At 42.6% G+C, this 21,390-nt stretch carries 18 protein-coding genes; 14 read left to right on the top strand and 4 right to left on the bottom strand.

From position 1 onward, the window contains the following. Positions 1-10: 10 nt before the first annotated feature. Complete coding sequence (locus J4E06_RS10790) at positions 11-985, bottom strand: TolB family protein (protein ID WP_349523920.1); 975 nt, start codon at positions 983-985, stop codon at positions 11-13. Between the two features lie 55 nt (positions 986-1,040). Continuing rightward, positions 1,041-1,742, bottom strand: coding sequence for an arylesterase (locus J4E06_RS10785; protein ID WP_349523919.1), 702 nt, complete (start codon positions 1,740-1,742; stop codon positions 1,041-1,043). A 42-nt stretch (positions 1,743-1,784) separates the two neighbouring features. On the opposite strand from J4E06_RS10785, the gene J4E06_RS10780 reads away from it, so the two are divergent. The 7 genes from J4E06_RS10780 to J4E06_RS10750 all read left to right on the top strand — a co-directional run bounded on the left by J4E06_RS10780 (position 1,785) and on the right by J4E06_RS10750 (position 13,417). Further along, on the top strand, positions 1,785-2,462 hold the full coding sequence (locus tag J4E06_RS10780; RefSeq protein ID WP_349523918.1) for an ABC transporter ATP-binding protein: 678 nt from the start codon (positions 1,785-1,787) through the stop codon (positions 2,460-2,462). A 2-nt stretch (positions 2,463-2,464) separates the two neighbouring features. Next, positions 2,465-5,002: an ABC transporter permease gene (locus tag J4E06_RS10775; protein ID WP_349523917.1), complete on the top strand. Its 2,538-nt coding sequence runs from the start codon at positions 2,465-2,467 to the stop codon at positions 5,000-5,002. A 302-nt stretch (positions 5,003-5,304) separates the two neighbouring features. After that, positions 5,305-6,759 carry an efflux transporter outer membrane subunit gene (locus tag J4E06_RS10770; protein WP_349523916.1) on the top strand — a complete coding sequence of 485 codons (1,455 nt, stop codon included), beginning with the start codon at positions 5,305-5,307 and terminating at the stop codon, positions 6,757-6,759. After that, positions 6,749-7,957 (top strand): efflux RND transporter periplasmic adaptor subunit, encoded by a 1,209-nt coding sequence (locus tag J4E06_RS10765; RefSeq protein WP_349523915.1) that lies wholly within the window; start codon positions 6,749-6,751, stop codon positions 7,955-7,957. The genes J4E06_RS10770 and J4E06_RS10765 overlap by 11 nt, the downstream gene beginning before the upstream one ends. An 8-nt stretch (positions 7,958-7,965) precedes the next feature. After that, on the top strand, positions 7,966-11,112 hold the full coding sequence (locus J4E06_RS10760) for an efflux RND transporter permease subunit (RefSeq protein WP_349523914.1): 3,147 nt from the start codon (positions 7,966-7,968) through the stop codon (positions 11,110-11,112). A gap of 85 nt (positions 11,113-11,197) precedes the next feature. Then, positions 11,198-12,040, top strand: a complete 843-nt coding sequence (locus J4E06_RS10755; RefSeq protein WP_349523913.1) for an ATPase — start codon at positions 11,198-11,200, stop codon at positions 12,038-12,040. A gap of 6 nt (positions 12,041-12,046) precedes the next feature. Next, complete coding sequence (locus tag J4E06_RS10750) at positions 12,047-13,417, top strand: MBL fold metallo-hydrolase RNA specificity domain-containing protein (protein WP_349523912.1); 1,371 nt, start codon at positions 12,047-12,049, stop codon at positions 13,415-13,417. A gap of 7 nt (positions 13,418-13,424) precedes the next feature. Here J4E06_RS10750 and upp read toward each other — a convergent pair whose 3' ends face one another. Next, positions 13,425-14,078: a uracil phosphoribosyltransferase gene (upp, locus tag J4E06_RS10745; protein WP_349523911.1), complete on the bottom strand. Its 654-nt coding sequence runs from the start codon at positions 14,076-14,078 to the stop codon at positions 13,425-13,427. A 178-nt stretch (positions 14,079-14,256) separates the two neighbouring features. On the opposite strand from upp, the gene J4E06_RS10740 reads away from it, so the two are divergent. From J4E06_RS10740 to J4E06_RS10730, 3 genes are all read left to right on the top strand, one after another. After that, positions 14,257-15,171, top strand: coding sequence for a DnaJ C-terminal domain-containing protein (locus J4E06_RS10740; RefSeq protein ID WP_349523910.1), 915 nt, complete (start codon positions 14,257-14,259; stop codon positions 15,169-15,171). Positions 15,172-15,175: 4 nt separating this feature from the next. Further along, on the top strand, positions 15,176-15,466 hold the full coding sequence (locus tag J4E06_RS10735; RefSeq protein ID WP_349523909.1) for a chaperone modulator CbpM: 291 nt from the start codon (positions 15,176-15,178) through the stop codon (positions 15,464-15,466). Positions 15,467-15,631: 165 nt separating this feature from the next. Then, the gene (locus J4E06_RS10730) at positions 15,632-16,453 is read left to right on the top strand and encodes a universal stress protein (RefSeq protein ID WP_349523908.1); all 822 of its coding nucleotides are present in this window, start codon (positions 15,632-15,634) and stop codon (positions 16,451-16,453) included. Here J4E06_RS10730 and J4E06_RS10725 read toward each other — a convergent pair whose 3' ends face one another. Further along, a complete protein-coding gene (locus J4E06_RS10725) occupies positions 16,454-16,861 on the bottom strand; it encodes a hypothetical protein (protein ID WP_349523907.1) in 408 nt (135 codons plus the stop codon). It lies immediately after the preceding gene. A 119-nt stretch (positions 16,862-16,980) separates the two neighbouring features. On the opposite strand from J4E06_RS10725, the gene J4E06_RS10720 reads away from it, so the two are divergent. The 4 genes from J4E06_RS10720 to J4E06_RS10705 all read left to right on the top strand — a co-directional run bounded on the left by J4E06_RS10720 (position 16,981) and on the right by J4E06_RS10705 (position 21,384). After that, complete coding sequence (locus tag J4E06_RS10720) at positions 16,981-18,477, top strand: sensor histidine kinase (RefSeq protein ID WP_349523906.1); 1,497 nt, start codon at positions 16,981-16,983, stop codon at positions 18,475-18,477. Next, complete coding sequence (locus J4E06_RS10715; protein ID WP_349523905.1) at positions 18,455-19,504, top strand: response regulator; 1,050 nt, start codon at positions 18,455-18,457, stop codon at positions 19,502-19,504. Before J4E06_RS10720 ends, J4E06_RS10715 begins: the two co-directional genes overlap by 23 nt. A gap of 88 nt (positions 19,505-19,592) precedes the next feature. Then, positions 19,593-20,426: a universal stress protein gene (locus tag J4E06_RS10710; RefSeq protein ID WP_349523904.1), complete on the top strand. Its 834-nt coding sequence runs from the start codon at positions 19,593-19,595 to the stop codon at positions 20,424-20,426. Positions 20,427-20,541: 115 nt separating this feature from the next. Further along, the gene (locus J4E06_RS10705) at positions 20,542-21,384 is read left to right on the top strand and encodes a universal stress protein (RefSeq protein ID WP_349523903.1); all 843 of its coding nucleotides are present in this window, start codon (positions 20,542-20,544) and stop codon (positions 21,382-21,384) included. Positions 21,385-21,390 lie beyond the last annotated feature (6 nt).

Genomic DNA, 21,390 nt, shown 5'->3' with positions numbered 1-21,390 from the left:
TTTAATGGTTTTAGTTGACCGAATAGCTCACAAAGGCCAATTTTTTACTGTCAGGACTCCAAGAAGGCACGTTTATGGTACCTTGGCCGCCAAAAAAGACAGGAGTTATATCCTTTATGTCATTCGTTTCAAGATTCATAAGTCTTAGTTTTACTTGTTTGCCAAATAAATGGTCTTGCTTTTGATCGGAAGTATAGGCGATGTACACGATCCATTTTCCATCCGGGGAAGGGTGTGGAAACCAATTCGAGTTTTCATCAAAAGTCAACTGTTCTTGTTTTTTACCATTGGCCAGCATCCGCCAAATCTGCATATGTCCGGATTTATAGGAATTGTAATAAATGTATTTTCCGTCCGGCGAATATTCAGGTCCATCGTCCAGGCCTTCTGCGGTGGTCAATCTTTTTTCCTTTCCGCCATTTACGCTAATGGTGTACACATCATAATTTCCGTTTCGTTCGGCACAATAGGCCAATCTTTTTCCATCCGGTGACCAGCCATGCCAATACGACGGCACTTTTGTGGTAACCTTTTTGGGTGTTCCCCCATCTATGGGCACTACGTAAATAGCAGATTTATAAGATTTTGGGGAGGGGTCTGTCATATCGTTATGGCTAATGGCCAACCATTTACCGTCCGCCGAAATCCCATGGTCATTGTTGCATTGGTCTGCAAAATCAGTATCCAATTGCTCCAAATCTTTCGATTTCAAGTCCAGGGTGTACAGTTTACCTTTGCTATTAAGTATTAGATAATTGTCCGGGTGCCAGTTGGGAGCCTCAAAATGTTCATTGATGGCCAAAACAGTTTCGATGTTTCCGTTTTCAATATCCACGGTTTGGATAAAACTGGTGGTATCTACTTTCTTTTTTTGGGAATAGGACAGTAAAGAAGCTAGAATTCCGCAGAAAAAAAGGAGTACTTTTTTATTGGAATGCTTAGAACAAGCCAAAAAGTATTCCTGAAGATGAATAAATATCTTCATGATATGTTAGTTTAGTTTTGGTGTGCGGTATAAATATACGTTTTGTATATAAAATTTAGAGCATTGGTTTTAAAACCTCCCAGACATTGTTCGCAACCAATTTTTGCCCTTCTATTGTTGGATGAATACCGTCTCCTTGGTTCAGTTCGGGCATCCCGGCCACATTTTCCAATAGAAAAGGAATTAATTTTACATTTTCTGATGCAGCCAGTTCAGGAAATATGCTTTCAAATTTTGATGTGTATTCCGGTCCCATGTTCGGCGGAATCTTCATGCCGGCCAAAATAATTTTTGCTTCGGGCAATTTGCTTTGAACGGTATCTATCATAGCTTGAAGATTCGATTCCGTTTCTGTTAGAGGAACACCTCGGAGCCCATCATTGGCACCCAATTCTATGATAATGATGTCGATATCATCTTCCAGTACCCACTCCAACCTGTTTTTTCCGCTTGCCGTGGTTTCTCCGCTTAGCCCGGCATTGATCACCGTGTAATCCAACTCCAAAGAATCAATTTTTTGTTGGATAAGAGCTGGAAAGGCTTCACTGACCTCCAATCCATAGCCAGCGGTAAGGCTATCACCAAAAAAAAGGATTTTTTTATTGGAACCTTTGGCCTCGGTTACGGCTGTTTCTTCGGTTGTTGAGGTTTCCTCAGTATCTTTTTTAGCGTTCTTTTCTCCACATCCAAGAAGTAGTAATGTCAAAAAATAACAAAACATTAACGGCAAAGTGAAGCTCGGGGTTTTCTTGGTCATGATCTATTTTAGTATTTTGAAAGTTTTAACCAAAAGCGTGTTATGTCAAAGATATTAAAAGTTCAACACCTCTCTAAAACTTATCGAAGTGGTGAACACGACCTCAATGTACTCAACAATGTTTCTTTTGAAGTGGGAGAGGGCGAAAGTTTTGCGATTGTCGGCCCATCTGGTAGTGGAAAAACCACCTTATTGGGACTTTGTGCCGGATTGGATACCACGGATGAAGGCGAAATTTGGCTTTGTGGTCAAAATTTGTTTGAGCTTGATGAAGATGGCAGAGCACGCCTAAGAAACCAGAATGTAGGTTTTGTTTTTCAGGACTTCCAATTGTTGCCTACCTTGACCGCTTTGGAAAACGTAATCGTTCCTTTGGAACTTCGAGGTGTAAAAAATGCGGCAGCTCAGGGTAAGGAACTACTGGATAAGGTCGGATTGTTGGATAGAACAGGACACTATCCTTCACAATTATCAGGCGGAGAGCAACAGCGAGTGGCATTGGCCCGGGCCTTTGCCAATAAACCGGCCATTCTTTTTGCCGATGAGCCTACAGGGAACCTTGATGACGATACGGGTATCAAAATAGAAGACTTGCTTTTTGAACTCAACAAGGAACAAGGTACAGCACTTGTCATTGTGACCCATGATTTGGAGCTGGCCAAAAAAACAGATAAAAGTATTCGCCTAAGGTCTGGCAAAATTGAGCAAACCGTAGGCTAATTATGAAAAAGAACAACACTGGATTTTCTTGGCTGCTTAAAATGGCATGGCGCGATGGCAAAGCAAGCTACGGTAAACTTTTATTATTTGTCTTCTCCATAACCTTGGGAGTGGCCGCAGTCGTAAGCGTCCATTCCTTTAGTGATTTATTAAAAGATAATATTGCCTCGCAGTCCAAAGCACTTTTGGGTGCGGATTACCTTATTGAAAGCGACAAACCTGTCAATGATAGGGTAATGGGCATTATGGATTCTTTGGGCGGGGCCGATGCACGGGAAATCAATTTTATGTCCATGGCGGCCTTTCCGGGAAATAATGGCACCAAGCTAATGGAAGTTAGGGGCGTGGAAGGCGGTTTTCCATTTTATGGAGAATTGGAAACTACCCCCGTTTCCGCAGCAAAAGATTTTAGAAACGGTAGGGCTTTGGTAGATGCAACTACCATGCTACAGCTCAACCTAAAGGTTGGAGACAGTATAAAGTTGGGATCTGTTACCCTTCCCATAGCCGGAGAATTGGAAACAGTTCCAGGAAGCACATCGGTTGTTGGGGCGATTGCACCACCCATTCTAATTCCTTTTCAATTCATCGAATCAACAGGTCTAGTACAGACAGGTAGTCGAATTGAATACAAATATTATTTCAAGGCCGATGAAAGCGAGGATATGGCTATGTTGGATGAAAAAGTTGACCCAATACTGGATGCCGAAGAAGCCGATTTGGATACCCATCTATCCGAAGCTCGACGCTTGGGAAGGCGCTACGAAAACTTTGGAAAGTTCCTCAATCTGGTTGGTTTTATAGCCTTGCTTTTGGGGTGTGTAGGTATCGCCAGTGGCATGGGGATTTACGTTCAAATGAAGATAAAATCCATTGCCGTGCTCAAATGCTTGGGTGCTTCAAAACGACAGAGCTACCTTATTTTCTTCCTTCAGATAGCCTGTATGGGGATTGTTGGCGGATTGCTGGGTACAGTAATCGGGTATTTACTGCAACAATTGTTTCCCGTATTATTGGGCGATTTATTGCCCGTCGATGTTGATATAACGTTTTCACTTCAAAGCATATTCCTAGGTCTCTCATTGGGATTGGCGATGTCCGTATTGTTCGCACTCTACCCCTTGATGAAGACCTTGTACGTTTCGCCCTTACAGGCCTTGCGTGTGGTACAGGAAACCAAATCCCGATCCAAAAGGGCGACCACGGTAGTTGGTTTGGGCATTGTGTTGTTTGTATTCTCTTTTTCGTTTTGGTTGCTCGGCGACTTTCTTCGTTCCTTGTATTTTGTTGGTGGACTCTTGGTTGTCTTTTTGATTTTGACCGCGGTAGCCCGATTCTTTATGGCCATGTTGAAAAGATTCTTTCCGTATTCGTGGAGTTTTATAGCTCGCCAAAGCCTGAAAAATTTGTTTAGACCACAAAACCAGACCTTGGTGTTGGTGTTGTCCATTGGCATAGGAACATTTTTGATCAGCACGCTTTATTTTACCAAGGACATGCTCTTGGAAAAGGCGGCCATTGAAGATAGCGCCAATAGTGCCAATATGATTTTGATGGACATTCAGAACCAACAAGTAGAAGGGGTTTCCAATACGATCAAGGCTTCAGGTTATCCTGTGATCGATAAAATTCCAATAGTGACAATGCGGGTGGAAACCTTAAAAGACAGACACGTAGAGGATATTAGAAAAGATACCACATCACAAGTGGGAAGATGGATATTGAACCACGAGTTTCGGGTGACCTATCGGGACAGTCTTATTGGTTCTGAACGTATTTTGGAAGGCGATTGGGTAAGCAGTGTCAACTCAGATTCCGATGTTCCTATTTCTGTGAGCAGTGATTTTGCCAATATGGCCAAAGTCACCATCGGGGACTCCGTATCTTTTAATGTACAAGGTAGGATAATGAGTACTGTGGTACAAAGCATTCGCGAAGTAGATTGGAGCAGGTTACAGCCTAACTTCTCCATCGTTTTTCCATCTGGAGTACTGGAAAACGCCCCACAATTTGGGGTAATGACCACAAGAACCACCGATGATCAAGGTTCGGCACAACTACAACAGCAATTGGTGCGTCAATTTCCCAATGTTTCCATTTTGGATTTAAAACGAATCCTTAGTCTGTTGGAAGATATTCTTGGAAAAATCGGTTGGGTCATAAATTTTATGGCTTTCTTCAGCATTTTTGTAGGGGTGGCAGTACTTATGGGAGCCATCTATAGCAGCAAGCACCAACGTGTAAAACAAGGGGCCCTGCTCAGGACTTTAGGTGCTCAAAGTTCCCAAATTTTAAAAATGATTGCCATTGAGTATGCCGTCCTTGGGATTTTAGGGGCTTTTATGGGTGTATTGCTCGCTGTTTTGGGAAGTTCCCTGTTGGCTTATATGTTGTTTGAAACTGCCTTTGCACCATCATGGGTTCCTTTCTTAATTATTCTTCCTTCCATTACCCTATTGGTTTTTGCTTTGGGGGTCGCAAACAGCATAAGTATTGTTAGAAATTCCCCACTTTCGGTTTTGAAGAAGGAGAAAGAGTAGTGGGCCTATAGTGGGCCTACTATATTTATCCTTATCATTGTCCATATCTCAAATCCATAAATCCTATTATGGGGATTGGATTGGAAAAAGAAGCTTTCCAAACACTTGGACCTTAAACAAAATGGGTAATCTTCTCCTTGGGAGAGTTGCTTAAATCCGTTCAAAACTTGCTTTTCAGGGTAATTTTTGCTGTTTAGGGGCTTGGGATTGTTGTTTGAGCAGTTTTTTTTTCAAATCGCCTTGAAATTCACGAAATTATAAGGAATGTTTTTTTGTTAAACTTAGTTTATCAAATCAAGGAAATGAGAAAGAGCAAAATTGAGGAGTGTCTTATAAGCGTCGAAAACAGAAAGAGCGTTGCGGTTTTGTTTCTTTTTTCAATTTTAGGATTGCTCTGTTTCAATTGCTCTCCAAAATATTCGGATTTATCCCCACCCTTGGATGAATTTGAGGATTTCACGGCAAAAGGAGATTCTTTGGTGCAGGATAAATGGTGGGAAGCCTTTCAAGATGAAGAATTGAACAGCTTGATAGATACGGCCATGCAATCCAATCTAAACTTGGCGGCCACTTGGCAACAATTTTTGTCGACCAGGGCCACGGTCAGGTCCCAAGCCTCCAATAAATGGCCGTCCATTGAAGCTTCGGCCCAGACGGCAAGAACACTTCCAGAGCCGGATTTCGTTGGTGGTGAGAATACACAGTTGGGCTTTTTGTCAAGTTACGAACTCGATTTATGGGGGCGTATCGGCACCGCCGTTAATGCTGAAAAATTTAGGTCAGAAGCCTCCTATTTTGACTATCAGACACTTTCACTGTCACTGTCGGCAGAAATAGCCTCGACCTGGTACCAATTGTTAGCAGCCAAAAAACAATTACAAATCACCGAAGACCAAATCAAAACCAATGAAGCTATCATCAAACTCATCCGTTCGCGCTTTGTAGGGGGACAAATACGGGCAGTGGATATTTTAAGGCAGGCCCAATTGCTGGAAAGTACCAAGGAACAGAAGATAATTTTTGAAACCAATATCCAACTCATAGAAAATCAGCTGTCGGTACTGTTGGGCAAACAGCCACAAATTCAACTCGATATTGTAGAGGCCGAAATGGCAACTGTGCCCGAGTTGCCCGAGACCGGATTACCTCTGGATTTGGTCAGGCGAAGACCTGATTTAAAACAATCTTTTGCGCTTTTGGTTGCGGCCGATAGGGATATGGCCTCCGCAGTGCAGAGCAAATACCCAAGAATCACCCTAAGCGGTCGTGGACAGCTTCGTTCCAATAATTTTGATAACCTTTTTGACAATTGGGCATATTCCTTGGCAGGAAACATTTTGGCACCGCTTTTTTATGGAGGACAATTAAAAGCTGAAGTGGATAGAACCACAGCGATTAAAGAACAACGATTGTACGAGTACGGACAGGCCACATTGGTCGCTTTTAGGGAGGTAGAGGATGCGTTGGTACAAGATATAAAGCAAACCGAAAGATTGGAAAACATTGGGAGGCAACTAGAACTGGCGGAGAAAAGTAACAAACAGCTTAGGGTAGAATTTCTTAATGGTTTCAGTCCATATTTGGATGTACTGCTGGGTCTGGATCAAGAACAACAATTACGAAGAGACTATGTTACGGCACAACTGCAGCATATCCAAATAAGGATAGCATTATACCGGGCCTTGGCCGGAGGTTTTGAAACCGGAAGGGAATTGGATGATTGGAACAGTAAACTGAACGAACTATATGAACAATAAAAAGGTAATTTGGATTTGTTTGGCCATTCTTCTAGGGGGGATTTTGGTGACAACACTCATTTTTTCCACCGAACCCGAAGCACAGCAAGAGGGCGCTACCATCGAGACCGCTATTTTGGTTGATGTGGTCACAGCTGAAAAAGGTACTTTTGCCCCAACCATTGTGGCTACGGGAACCGTACAACCGGTAGAGGATGTGGTTTTGAGCCCTTTAGTGCCTGGACAGATCATACGCAGGGATCCGGCATTTACCCCAGGTGGTTTTGTGAAAAAAGGAGAAGTATTGTTACAAATAGATCCGGCGGATTACCAAAACACCCTGGAACTCCGAAAAAGCGAACTTTTGCAATCCGAAACAACCCTTGCCACCGAAATGGGAAGGCAGCAAATTGCTGAACAAGACTTGCAGCTGATCAATAATGACTCCCTATTTGGAGACAACCCACTTTCCGATAATGAAACACAATTGGTATTGCGCAAACCACAGTTAAATGCGGTAAAGGCTACTATTGAAGCTGCCCGCGCATCCGTGAACCAAGCAGAGTTGAATTTGGAACGTACGACCATTAGAGCACCATTTGACGCCCATATTCTAAGCCAAAACGTTACGGTAGGTTCTCAAGTGGCCCAAGGAGATAATTTAGGAAGAATTGTTGGGACCGATAGTTATTGGGTGACGGCCACCGTACCCGTTTCTCGATTGCAGTGGTTGAAATTTCCAGAATCAAACTCGGAAAAAGGCTCTCTGGTCCATATTGAGAATCCATCGGCATGGACAACAGGAGCTTATCGTACAGGCTATTTAGATCGACAAATAGGGGCTTTGGATGCACAAACCCGATTGGCAAGGGTTTTGGTCAGGGTAGAAGACCCCTTGGCGACATCCAAAGCATTGGAGGGCGCTCCCAAACTAATGATCGGAACTTTTGTCGAAGTAAATATCGAAGCAGATTCCATACCAAATGTGGTTCGTATGGATAGAAATTTGGTCAGGAGCAACCAAACTGCTTGGGTGATGAAAGATGAACTTTTGGAAATCCGGGAACTGGATATCATCCTTACCGACAATGAATATGTCTATGTACAATCGGGATTGGAGGAAGGAGACAAGATAGTGACCACCAACTTGAGCACGGTCACCAATGGGATAGAATTACGTACGAGGTCCGCAGGGACTTCGGAAGAAGAAAATGACTAAAAGTTGCTATGAAGGAGGAAAAAGACACGGATAAAGAAGTTAGAAAAGAAGGTGCCATAGGTTATATGGCACGGAATTCCATTGCTGCCAATTTATTGATGCTGATACTTCTGGGTGGCGGTATATTTACCATGTACACCATTCAAAAGGAGGTATTTCCTGAATTTCAACTTGATTTTGTGGATGTATCCGTTGCCTACCCGGGAGCCTCCCCTGCAGAAGTGGAACAAGGGGTGCTTCAACCCGTGGAGGAAGCTGTGCGAAGCGTTCAAGGCATCAAGGAAATTGTTTCCCAAGCTAATGAAGGTTCGGGCGAGATCAATATTGAACTGGTCGCAGGTTCCGAACGTATGAAAGCCTTTCAGGATATCGACCAGGCCATTAACCGTATTCGAACCTTCCCCGATGACATCGAACGTCCCGAAGTAAGCCTAAGATCTAGGCAGCGGGATGTACTGCAGATAGGTTTATATGGAGAGGCCGATATTTGGACATTGCGGATACTTGCCGAACGGCTTCGAACCATTTTATTGAGCAATCCCGAAATCACCCAAGTCGAACTCAACAACATTCCCGATTTCGAGACGCGAATAGAGATTACGCGGAACAATCTTCAAAAATACAATTTAACCCTCGGCCAAGTAGCCGATATTATTCGGCAAAGCAGTAACGATGTGCCTGCAGGAGCAGTTCAAACACAAAGTGGAGAAATTTTGCTTCGGATGAAGGAGCGAAAACAATGGGCCGACGAATATGGAAACATCACCATTGTTTCGGCACCTTCGGGAGCCAAGGTAAGCCTCAGCGATATCGCGACCATTACCGATGGTTTTGAGGAGACTGGGTTTCATGGCCAATTCAATCAACAAAATTATGTCGAACTTCAAATTTTTAGGGTAGGAGACCAATCTCCTTTGGAAATTGAAGATGCTGCCCTCGGTATATTGGAAGATTTTAAGTTGCCTCCAGGGGTAAACTACCGCACCGACAGCAATAGGGCCTCGGACTATAGGGAACGTTTGTCCTTGCTGACAGAAAACGGTGTGTTGGCAATTCTCATCGTACTTTTGATACTCACCCTGTTCCTGGAATACCGTCTTGCTTTTTGGGTGATGATGGGGATGACCGTCTCCTTTATCGGGGGAATTATTTTTTTACCGCTTATCGGAATAAGCGTCAATATGATTTCGATGTTCGGCTTCCTGGTGGTGCTCGGTATTGTGGTTGATGATGCCATTGTGGTAGGGGAAAATGTCTACGAATACCGGAAAAAAGGGCTGAGTCCCATAAAAGCGGCCATTGCGGGAACCAAAGATGTATCCCGCCCGGTTATCTTCAGTATAACCACAACGATTATTGCCTTTGTGCCCTTGCTTTTTATGCCGGGCGAAACGGGTAAATTTTGGCAACCCTTGCCCGCGGTGGTCATCGTAATATTGGCCGTTTCCTTGCTGGAGGCATTGTTTATTCTACCATCCCACTTGGCACATTTAAAGAAGAATCCAAGCAAGAACAAATGGGTTAAGCAATTGGAGGGTTGGCAACGTACTTTTGCCAACAAGTTCGATGAATTTGTGGATAAGCGGTATCGTCCTGTTTTGGACAAATGTCTTAAACACCGATATATTACATTGACCAGTGCCATCGTCCTGTTATTGATTGTGGGGGGATATGGATACAGCGGTCACATGGGGATGATTATGATGCCCGAAGTGGCGGCCGATGAAATAGAGGCCGGTGTGCGACTACCAGTGGGCACCACCCCCGATCAGGCGGCAAAAGTGGCCCACGATATTTCGGATGCCACCCAAAGAATGTTCGAAGAACATAACCTGTACGAAGTTGCCGAAGGAATAAAAACGAATGTACGGGGACAGAACTTTATCGATGTTGAAATTGTGATGCTTCCACCCGATCAGCGCGATATTACCGCAGCAGAAGTCATTGCGCTTTGGCGGGACAATATTGGCGACATTGAAGGTGTAGATCAAATTACTTTCGAAGCAGAACGTGGACCCGGAGGGGCGCGGCAAGCCATTAGCATTGATTTGAGCCATACGGATATTGAAGTACTTGAAAAAGCAAGTGCAGCCTTTGTTGAGCGGATGGAGGCCTTTTCCAACACGCGTGATGTTACGGACAATTACAACAGCGGGAAGCTGCAGTATGATTTTAATTTGTTGCCCCAAGGCAGGAATTTGGGCCTTACCTCGAACGATGTGGGAAGGCAGGTGAGGAATGGTTTCTTTGGGGCGCTGGCGATGCGACAACTTCGTGGCATGGACGAGGTGGAAGTTCGGGTAAAGCTGCCCATCGAACAACGAAAGGATATCAGAAACCTGGAAAACTTTCTTATTAGAACACAGGATGGGGTAGAAGTCCCCTTGATGGACGTTGTTGAGGTAAAACAACGCGAAGCATTTACCAGTATCAACCGTAGGGATGGCCGTAGAGTGGTGAATGTGGGAATGGATGTGGAACCTGCAAATACGGTAAATAGGGTTATTGCCAAAGTACAAGAAGAAACCTTGCCCCAGCTTAGGGCTGATTTCCCTGGAATTACCTGGACCTTTGAAGGAAGCCAAGCCGATATGCGAGAAAGTACAAGTACCCTGCGTTCAGGGTTTTCCATTGCCATGTTGCTCATATACGCGCTATTGGCCATTGCCTTTGGAAGTTATTCACAACCCTTAATCGTAATGACTGCTATACCTTTTGGAATCGTGGGTGCCGTGATAGGACACATTTTGTTGGGCTATGACCTTTCCTTGGTAAGTTTGATGGGGGTTATCGCTTTGTCGGGGGTGGTGGTGAACGATTCCTTGATCATGATAGATTATGCCAATAAACGACGAAAAGAAGGTGACCCCATTTACAAATCCATCCACGAAGCGGGACTGCGCAGGTTTCGTCCTATTATCCTGACCACAATGACCACCTTTGGGGGACTTGCCCCTATTATCCTGGAAACATCAAGTCAGGCCTTTTACTTGATACCTATGGCCATTTCGCTGGGATTTGGTATCGTCTTCGCGACGGCAATCATTTTGGTGATTGTGCCTTGTCTTTATTTGGTCTTGGAAGATATTAAGCTATCCATCCAAAAGGGAAGAACAGTGAAGGAGGTAGATGTATCGGAGAACGCAATTTCTTAACCGCTATCTTTACAAAGTGTTTCTTTGATATCCGATTTTAATCAAAATCCAGGGTGAGAACTAAAAGGTTGCTTATTTTAGTAGTATGGCAATTAGGGAATTTCATATTACCAAATCAACTGGTGATCAGGTTAGGTTTTCTGTTGAAAAGCTAAAGAAATCGCTTCTACATAGTGGAGCCAGTGATGATATGGTTCAAGAGATTGTGCAACGTGTCCAAGACGAACTCTATCCCGGTATTTCCACTCGGGAAATTTACAATCGGGCCTTTGCCCTTTTAAAGAAGAAGGAGTCGGTCTACGCATCAAAATACAAACTAAAAAAAGCAATTTACGAACTAGGGCCTACGGGTTTTCCTTTTGAAAAATTTATCAGCGGTATTTTGTATTACTCTGGTTACGAAACTAAAGTGGGCGAGATGCTTCAGGGCACCTGCGTTTCACATGAAATTGATGTACTTGCCACCAAAAACAGCACCTTGAATGTGATTGAATGTAAATTCCACGGAGATGATGGGATTAAATGTAGTGTAAAAGTTCCCCTCTACATCAACTCAAGGTATAAGGATGTTAAGGCTCCATTGAATTCACAAAAAGAAAAGACATTTAAAACTACTGAGGGTTGGGTAGTGACCAACACGCGATTTACTCAAGATGCCCTCGAATATGGAACATGTGTAGGGCTATATCTTTTGAGCTGGGATTATCCAAATGGCGATGGGCTTAAGGAGCGGATAGACAGATTGCGCCTGTATCCTATCACGGTATCCACACTATTGTCGAGCAGGGAGAAGGATTTCTTATTGGAACGGGACATTGTACTGTGTAGGCAATTGATAAAAAATAGTTTCTTGCTGGACCATTTGGGGGTTTCCAATGGCCGAAAACAAAGAATTCTAAAGGAAATGAAATCACTTTGCAATTTGTAAATGAATATGAAAAAACTGAAAATTCATTTTTTGGGTGCCTCAGGAACTGTGACCGGTTCAAAATTTTACCTGGAGACCGAGGAAGTCAAAATTTTGGTTGACTGTGGTTTGTTTCAGGGCGTAAAGGAATTGCGCCAACAAAATTGGAAAAGTCTTCCCATAAATGTTTCAGAAATAGATTATGTACTGCTTACCCATGGACATTTAGACCATTGCGGATACCTGCCCCTTTTGGTTCGTCAAGGATTCAGGGGGAAGATTCTGGGAACGGGACCAACCTTGGAAATTGCAAGAATTATCCTTGAAGACAGCGCCAAAATACAAGAGGAAGAAGCGGAGAGGGCCAATGAGGAACACTATAGTAAACATAATCCTGCTTTGCCTTTATACACCAAAGAAGAGGCTGCCTTTGCTCTGAAGTTTTTTGAAAGGGTAGAAGAAGGGGATAACCTTATACTTTCGGATAACTGTTCAGCAACATTTTTATACAACGGCCATATTATCGGTTCCACCTATATCGAAATCGACCTTCATGGAAAACGGTTTGTGTTTTCGGGAGATGTTGGTCGACAAGAGGACGAATTGCTCAACGCTCCGAAACAACCCGAGTGGGCCGATTATTTATTTGTAGAGAGTACCTATGGGGACAGGCAGCACCCAGATGAGGACGTAGGACATATTTTAACCGGACTCGTGAAGGATAGCTTGCACAATAAAGGAACCTTGATTATCCCTTCTTTTGCCGTGGAACGTTTACAATCCCTTATGTACCAACTCTGGAAGCTTTATAAAAAGAACAGGATCCCGAATATTCCCATTTTTGTGGATAGTCCCATGGGGAACAATGTATTGGAGGTATTTGAGCAATTTCCAAGTTGGCACAAACTTACTTTGGAGGAATATCACAATATGTGCAACCATATTTCGATAGTGAGCTCGTATGCCGAAACATGGGAAACCATTGATGACCCAAGACCAAAAATTGTTATTGCGGGCAGCGGTATGGTTACTGGCGGCCGTGTCCTTACTTACATAAAGCAATTGGGAGATATGGCGTCAACCACTATTCTACTGGTGGGGTTCCAGGCAGAGGAGACCCGTGGCAGAAAATTGTTGGAAGGTACAACCGAGCTCAAGATTTACGGGAAAAATATTCCCATTAAGGCAAAGGTCAACCATTTGGAAAGCCTATCGGCCCATGCTGACCAACCGGAACTATTGACATGGATGGATTCCATAAAAAACATTCCCGAAAAAGTGTTTTTGGTTCATGGCGAAAAGGCGGCTATGGAAGTTTTTAAAGATAAAATTCATGAAAAATATGGTTGGAACTGTCATGTTCCCGCGATGCACGAAGTGGTTGAGGTTCTCCTCTGAAATCATATCATAATTTTACACCATAGCTTAGGTCCCCGGCATCGCCAAGACCAGGAACAATGTATCCCTTGCTCGTAAGTTCTTCATCAACAGCGGCAATCCACAAATGGGTATCTTCTGGAAAATCCTGTTTAACTTTTGCAACTCCGGGCTTGGAACCGATAACAGAAATAATGTGGATTTGTTTTGGGGTTCCATGACTTTTAAGGGCATCGAGTACATTTTCCAATGTTTTTCCCGTGGCCAACATCGGGTCTGTCAATACTAACACCTTATCATCAAGCGAGGGTGCCGCAAAATATTTCACGATTACCTCAAAATCATCATCATTGTTGGGATGATGACGGTATGCCGAAATAAATGCATTTTCTGCACCATCAAAATAACTTAAAATACCATGGTGGAGCGGAAGCCCTGCCCGTAAAACGGAGCAGAGCACCAATTTGTCCGCGCACAGAAATGATTTTTTTGTTCCAAGTGGAGTTTTGACCGCTGTTTCCTCATAATCGAGGGATTTGCTCAATTCGTAGGCAAGTACTTCCCCAATACGCTCAATATTACGTCGAAACCGCATGGCATCCTTTTGTATTTCCACATCCCTGATTTCTGAAATAAAAGTGTTGAGGATGGAATTGGCGTGGTCAAATTGATGGATGATCATATGCTGTGAATTGGTCCGGATTAAAGGTAATTCTTGTTGGGAAGATATAAAAATGAAAACCCTTAGCTTTTAATATGGGGCTGTACACTGATAAAGGTCATTGGAAAAAAAGAAGATTTTTAGCGAAATTTGAGGGTATAGTTCAAGGTTAAACGAATTCAGACCACGGTATCGTCTTATGGATTTTATAGATTATTACAAAGTGTTGGGGGTGGACAAAAAAGCATCCATCGACGAAATAAAAAAAGCCTATCGCAAGTTGGCCAGAAAGCATCATCCCGATCTAAATCCCAACGATGAGGAAGCGGAAAAGCGCTTCAAGCGTGTCAATGAGGCGAACGAAGTACTCTCCGACCCAGAGAAAAGGAAAAAATATGATGAGTACGGCAAGGATTGGCAACATGCGGAGGAGTTCGAGAAAGCAAAACGTTCTAGGTCACAACAAGGACGACAAGGAGATTATTCTGGCTACACCTATAGTCGTTCTGGCGGTTCTGCCCAAGATTTTTCAGATTTTTTTGAATCGATGTTCGGAGGTGGTGGGGCTGGATTTGGTTCCAGAGGACAACGGGTTCGTTTTAGGGGTCAGGACTACAATGCGGAACTACAGCTGTCGCTTATGGATGTCTACTCGACCCAAAAGCAAACACTTACCGTTAATGGTAAAAATATTCGCTTGACCATTCCTGCCGGTATCGAAGATGGGCAGACCATCAAAATTAAAGGGCACGGAGGCCCAGGTGTAGAGGGTGGTCCGTCAGGTGACCTGTACATCACTTTTTCCATTATCAACAATACGGCTTTTAAACGCGATGGGGCCAACCTATACAAAACTGTTGAAATCCCCTTGGTAAAGGCAGTGCTTGGAGGAGAAATCCAAGTGGATACGCTAACGGGAAAAGTAAAATTGAAAGTAGCCCCTGGAACGGAGAATGGAACCAAGGTAAAACTAAAAGGAAAAGGGTTTCCGAAATACAAGAAGGAAGGTCAGTTTGGAGATTTGTACCTTACCTATACCGTTAAAATGCCAAAGAACTTGACCCCCGAGCAAAAATCGCTGTTTGAATCCTTGGAGAAAACCAACTTAACATAGTGACATGAAAGAGGAACATTACATATCGATAAAAACGTTTTGTGAGCGACATGGCGTCAGGGAATCTTTTGTTTACTCCATGTACGAGTACGAAATTTTACAGGTAGAATACGATGAGGACGATGGTAAACTACATGTAGAAGATTTGCCGCTTTTGGAAAAAATGGTGCGCCTGCACAACGAGCTCAATATAAACCCTGAAGGTATCCAAGCCGTTCACCATTTGTTGAGCCAAGTGGAAAGCCTGCAACAAGAAGTGACATCATTAAAAAAGAAGCTGGACACCTTGGAATAGCTCCATCAACAGTTCTAGATATGACCGAGGTCATAGGAATACCAGCACGCCTATTTTATTTTTAACCTAAAATAATAGAAATGGCCATGATCCATGGAACAGGAGCTATGGAACCATCTTTTCAACTTTATGTAGCAGGCTATTTTTATTTAAACTTTGGATGACATGAAAAAAATATTGGTACCCGTCGATTTTTCGAAACATTCGGAATATGCCCTAGAGGTGGCTTCAAAAATTGCAAAGCAACATGGAGCTGGAATTGTATTGCTCCATATGATCGGTATATCGGACTCTGTTTTGGCCAATTCGGAGATCGCAGAGGAAGCCGAGGCCAAATATTATCTAAACCTGGCCAAAGAAAAAATCAAACAGTATACGGAAAAAGAGTATCTGAAAAAGATTCCTTTAGAAGCAATTATCCAGAATTATAAAGACTTTGAGGAGGTCAATAATGTAGCAAGGGAGAAAAATTGCGATTTGGTCGTAATGGGATCGCATGGGACCAGTGGTTTAAGTGAACTGTTTGTGGGGTCCAATACAGAAAAGGTGGTTCGCACCTCAGATGTTCCCGTAATCGTGATCAAAAAACCTCATGAAGATTTTACGATCAAAAAAATAGTAATGGCCAGTGATTTTGCTAAGGAAAGTATTTCCGTTTACAAGAAAGCAGATGCATTTGCCAAATTATACAAGGCCAGTTTGGAGGTCGTATATATCAATACCACCGGGGCAAACTTTATAGGGTATGATATTGTTGAGAAAAGAATGGAAGCCTTCAAAAAAGAATTGGGCAATGATGTTCAGATCAACTTTTACAGCCACCCAAGTTTAGAACGGGGAATCTTTAAATATTGCCACGAGAAGGATGCCGATCTGTTGGTCGTTCCAACCCATGGAAGAAAAGGTTTGGCCCATTTTGTGGTGGGAAGTTTGGCGGAAAATATCTCCAACCACGCAAAAATGCCCGTGATGACCATCAAACTCTGATTATGTATTAAAGAGCAATTGCAAGCGCCCCAACAAAATCAACTCAGATTTGTTGCTGCCCGCAAAGGCAGTGGCAATGGCTCGAGAAGTAGACATGGCCAAATCCTTGATTTGTGGGGTGAACAGAATTTTGTAATCGGTGTAAAAGGCTTCAAACTCCTCATAAATTTGGTCACTGTCCTTACCGTATTCCAATAACCAATCAAAGACAGAGATAATTTGAAAAGCGGAATCGGTGCCGTACTCATCTTCAATATCGTCCACCTCCAACCAATGGTCGCGAACCGTTTCGTTGAGTTTTTCCACTTCTTTCATATGGATACTATGGTCTGCCATAGCCATGGCGTAGAACAGTTTTCCTAAACTTTGGTATAATTCGTTTCCGAGCTTTTTTTTAGATTCCAACATTTTCATAAATTTTAATGCAAGGTTTTAAAGATACCGACCAAATTTACATTGGGAAATGATCAAAATCAGTAAATTTAGATACTGTTTTGGAAAATTTTGAAGAAAACAACATATTAGGCATGTTTTCGGAGGTAATCTCCGAAGGAATCATTATTGTCAATGACCAAAGGCAAATTACCGCCAGTAATAATGCGGCCAATAAAATGTTCGACTACAGGGAAGGGGAACTTTTGGGCGAGTCTTTGGACATTTTGATCCCCGAACGCATTAAGGACAAGCACAGTAAACTGGCCGATAGATTTATGGGCGAGGGCAAGGCAAGGCAGATGGGAAAGGGACTTGATTTAGTAGGTGTCCGCAAGGATGGTGAAGAGTTTCCCTTGGAAATAAGCTTGAACCCTTTTAAGTTGAAAGCGAAAAGGTATGTGTTGGCCCTGATCATGGATATCTCCGAAAAAAAGAAGGCCGAGCAAACCATAGATTATTGGTTTCAAATTTTTGACGAATCCCTAAATGAAATTTTTGTTTTCGATGCGGAATCGTTCATTTTTATCAATGTAAACCGTGGTGCCCAACTGAATTTGGGATATAACATGCAAGAGTTGGGCAAAATGTCGGTGATAGATATAAAACCCGAGGTTACCATGGAAGTTATGAAACGCCTGGTTTCCCCCTTGGTGTCCGGTCGAAAGGAAAAGGTTATTTTTGAAACTGTCCACAAGAGAAAGGATGGTACAGATTATCCGGTGGAGGTGCACCTGCAAACATCTTTTATGGGGAAAAGGCAGGTATGCGTTGCCATTGTTCTGGACATTACCGAACGAAAAAACTATACCGAGCAACTGGAGAATACGGTAGAGGAACGAACCCAGCAATTGCGCGAGGCACTGCAGGCAGAGAAAAAGCTCAACGAACTAAAGACCAAATTCCTTTCCCTGGTATCCCACGAATTTAAGACCCCCCTTACCAGTATCCTTACCTCTACATCCCTGTTGTCCAAGTATAGGGAGGCCGAACAGCAAGAGAAGAGAGACAAACATATTTCCACTATCAAATCCAAGGTGAAATATCTGGACAATATTCTAACCGACTTTTTGTCCATAGAACGTTTGGATCTGGGCAAAGTCAACTATAAGGTGACACCGTTTCCATTGAGTAAGTTGATCAACGAGGTGGTCTATGATTCCAACACGCTCTTAAAAGAAGGCCAGCATATCCAATACCCAGAAAACATTGATGGGCTAGTAGTTGAATTTGATGAAAAAATATTGGGATTGGCACTTTCCAACCTTGTGCACAATGCCATAAAATACTCCCCCGAGCATACGGATATAGATCTCAAGGTTGAACAAGAAAGCGAACAACTTAAAATCAATGTGATCGACCATGGTTGTGGAATACCTCCAGAGGACAGGCCCTTTATCTTTGATAGATATTTTAGGGCGACCAATGTACTTACCGTACAGGGAACGGGAATTGGCCTTAATACTGTACGGCAACATATGCACAACCTCAATGCCAATGTAACCTTTAAAAGTGAATTGGGCAGTGGCTCAACATTCACTTTGTACATACCATTAAATAACAAGGAAAATGAAGAAAATCTTACTGGTTGAGGATGATACCTCGCTACGAGAAAACATTGCAGAACTCTTGGAGTTATCTGGTTTTAGCGTGTATTCGGCATCAAACGGGAGAATAGCGGTCGATATGGCCAAGAAGAACCTTCCGGATTTGGTGCTGTGCGATATAATGATGCCGGAAATGGATGGCTATGGAGTATTGGAACAATTATCATCTGACCAAAATACACGTCACATCCCATTTATTTTTGTTTCCGCCAAAACCGAAAAACAAGATGTGCGAAGGGGGATGAACCTTGGTGCCGATGATTATTTGACCAAGCCTTTTGAAGAAGATGAGCTGTTGACTGCCATTAGGTGCCGATTGGAAAAGGCAGAACAAATGAACGCAATGTTTAAGGAACACCCGAAAGAAGTAAGTGGTGAGCATGAGATACGTTCCCTGAACGAATTGAAAAATTTTTTTGATGATCATGGCAATCTGTTTTCCTTTAAAAAGGATGAAACCATATATAACAAGGGAGAGCATTCCAATATGGTATACCTGATCCTTAAAGGGGTTGTAAAAAGTTGTGGATTGGATGAGGAGGGAAAGGAACTGATAACCTCCATCTACTCCGAGGATGATTTTTTAGGCTTTACTTCATTGACCGATCATTTGCCGTATCAAGAATATACTGTTGCTATGGAAGCTGTGGAACTGGCAGGGATATCCAAAGAAAAGGTGAAAGCAATTTTAGAGGATAACAAAAGTGTTTCCTTGGAACTTATGGATGTAATCGCCGAAAACCTGACCAGTATTAAAAAACAGTTGTTGCAAATGGCTTACAGTTCGGTGCGTAAAAAAACGGCCCAAACACTTTTAGTATTCAGCAAAGCCATTAACAAGGATAAACAAGGGCCCTTAAAAATAGCCAGAAGCGATTTGGCAGGAGTTGCGGGTATCGCGACAGAAAGCCTTATCAGAACCTTGTCGGATTTTAAAAATGAAGGGCTCATTGCTATAGAAAACAGACATATAATGGTGGTTGATAAGGACGCTTTAGAACGGGTGCATTAAAAAATTATGCGTCATAAATAGGGCAAGTGATATTTATCATTCTTTTTTTTTTGATGAATAACCAACTTGCGCCTTTAATTTATGACAAATGAAGAATATTCTGGTCCCAACAGATTTTTCAGAGAATTCCATTCAAGCCTTAAAGTATGCAGAATTACTTTTTAGCACGTTGGAATGTAACTTTTACCTACTTTATGTGGGCTCCCTTTTGGATACAAAAAACGATGTGGAATCCTTTTATGAGACTGATCAATCCGACGATAATACCAAAGAAAGGTTGACGGAACTTGTAAAGGAAATAAGGGAACATAGCACGGAGGCCCATCACTTCTTTTTCCCCCTGCACGAGTACGGTTTTTTTATTCCGACCATCAAAAAGCATTTAGAAGAAAATGATATCGACCTTATTGTTATGGGTACCAAGGGAGCTTCGGGCTTAAAGGAAAAGGTGGTAGGAAGCAATGCTGGGGACGTGATAACCCGGGTGCAATGCAATACCCTGGTAGTTCCAATCCAGGTAGAACTTTCCAAACCAAGGGAAATAGCTTTCCCTACAGATTTTAATATTTTTTATTCCTTGAAGATTCTTCGTCCCATGGAGGAAATGGTCAAATTGGGAAAGGCCCAGTTCAGGATAATGAATGCCTTAAAAGAAGGGGACGGGCTCAACCTGGAGCAGGAAAAGAACAAGGAATACCTTTTGGATTTTATGGATGACACATTCCCTGGAAACTATAGTTTTCATACCATAACCAATCAAAAGGTAAAGGAAGCTATACAATGTTTTGTGGAAAGCAGGGATGTGGATATGATGATCATGGTAGCCAAAAACCTTAATTTTATCCAACAGATTTTGTTCGATTCCATAGTAGAGCGAATCAGTTTTCATACAAAAATACCATTCTACGTCATCCACGAATAAAACTGATTTTCAGTTATTTTTGAGAACTTGTTTTTTGGGAATGTGATGTAAATCATAGTTTACAAATAAGCTGCTACTTAGCTTTGTTACCATAGGATTTTTAAATTCTCAAGCTATGATCAAAGTAGTATTGCCCACCGATTTTTCCGAGAACGCGTTCCATGCCATTTCGTATGCCGTAAAGCTACTGGAGCATTCCACTTGTATATTTTATTTGGTACATGCATACACTCCTCCCATGTATAGGGTAGATTATACCATGGGAAGTCCTGGACAATTAGGGTTGCCAGATGATGAGAGGTATAAGGCCGAAGAGGCGCTGGAGCATACCAGGAAAAAGATAAAAGCAAAGTTCAATGTGTCAAAACACACTTTCGTGACCCATGCGGCCTTTAATAGTTTAGGAGATGAAATCGCATCCATCTCCCAAAAGGAAAACATTGATTTTATCGCCATGGGAACACAGGGCGCCACCGGGGCCAAAGAAATACTTTTTGGTTCCAATACGGTTCGAGTTATTCAAAGATCCAAAATACCCGTTTTGGCCGTTCCAGTCGATTTTGAATACGAGTCACCTAGCAATATTTTGTTCCCAACGGACTACGAAGTGGATTACAAAAAAGCCCATTTGGACTTTTTGCTGAAATTTTCCAAGCTATCGCATTCAAAACTGCATATTATGCACGTAACCTCGCCGGAAGGCTTGGATATGACCCAGAAAAAAAATAAAACTTATTTGGAGGGCAGGCTCTTGGAGCATAAACATAAGTTTTACGATTTGCCCGACCAAGAATTGATAGAGGCCATCAATGGTTTTCAAAAAGACCACCCTGTAGCGTTATTGGCCATGATAAAGAACAAACATTCGTTTTTAGAGCGTCTGTTTGTGGAGCCCATTATCAAAAATATAGGCCTGCATAGCAAGGTTCCCTTTTTAGTCCTTCCGTTTAACCCTTAAGTAAAG

It is taken from the genome of Allomuricauda sp. NFXS6 (genome assembly GCF_040148835.1).
In the GTDB taxonomy this organism is placed as follows: domain Bacteria; phylum Bacteroidota; class Bacteroidia; order Flavobacteriales; family Flavobacteriaceae; genus Flagellimonas.
This window is presented reverse-complemented; position numbering and strand designations above follow the sequence as displayed.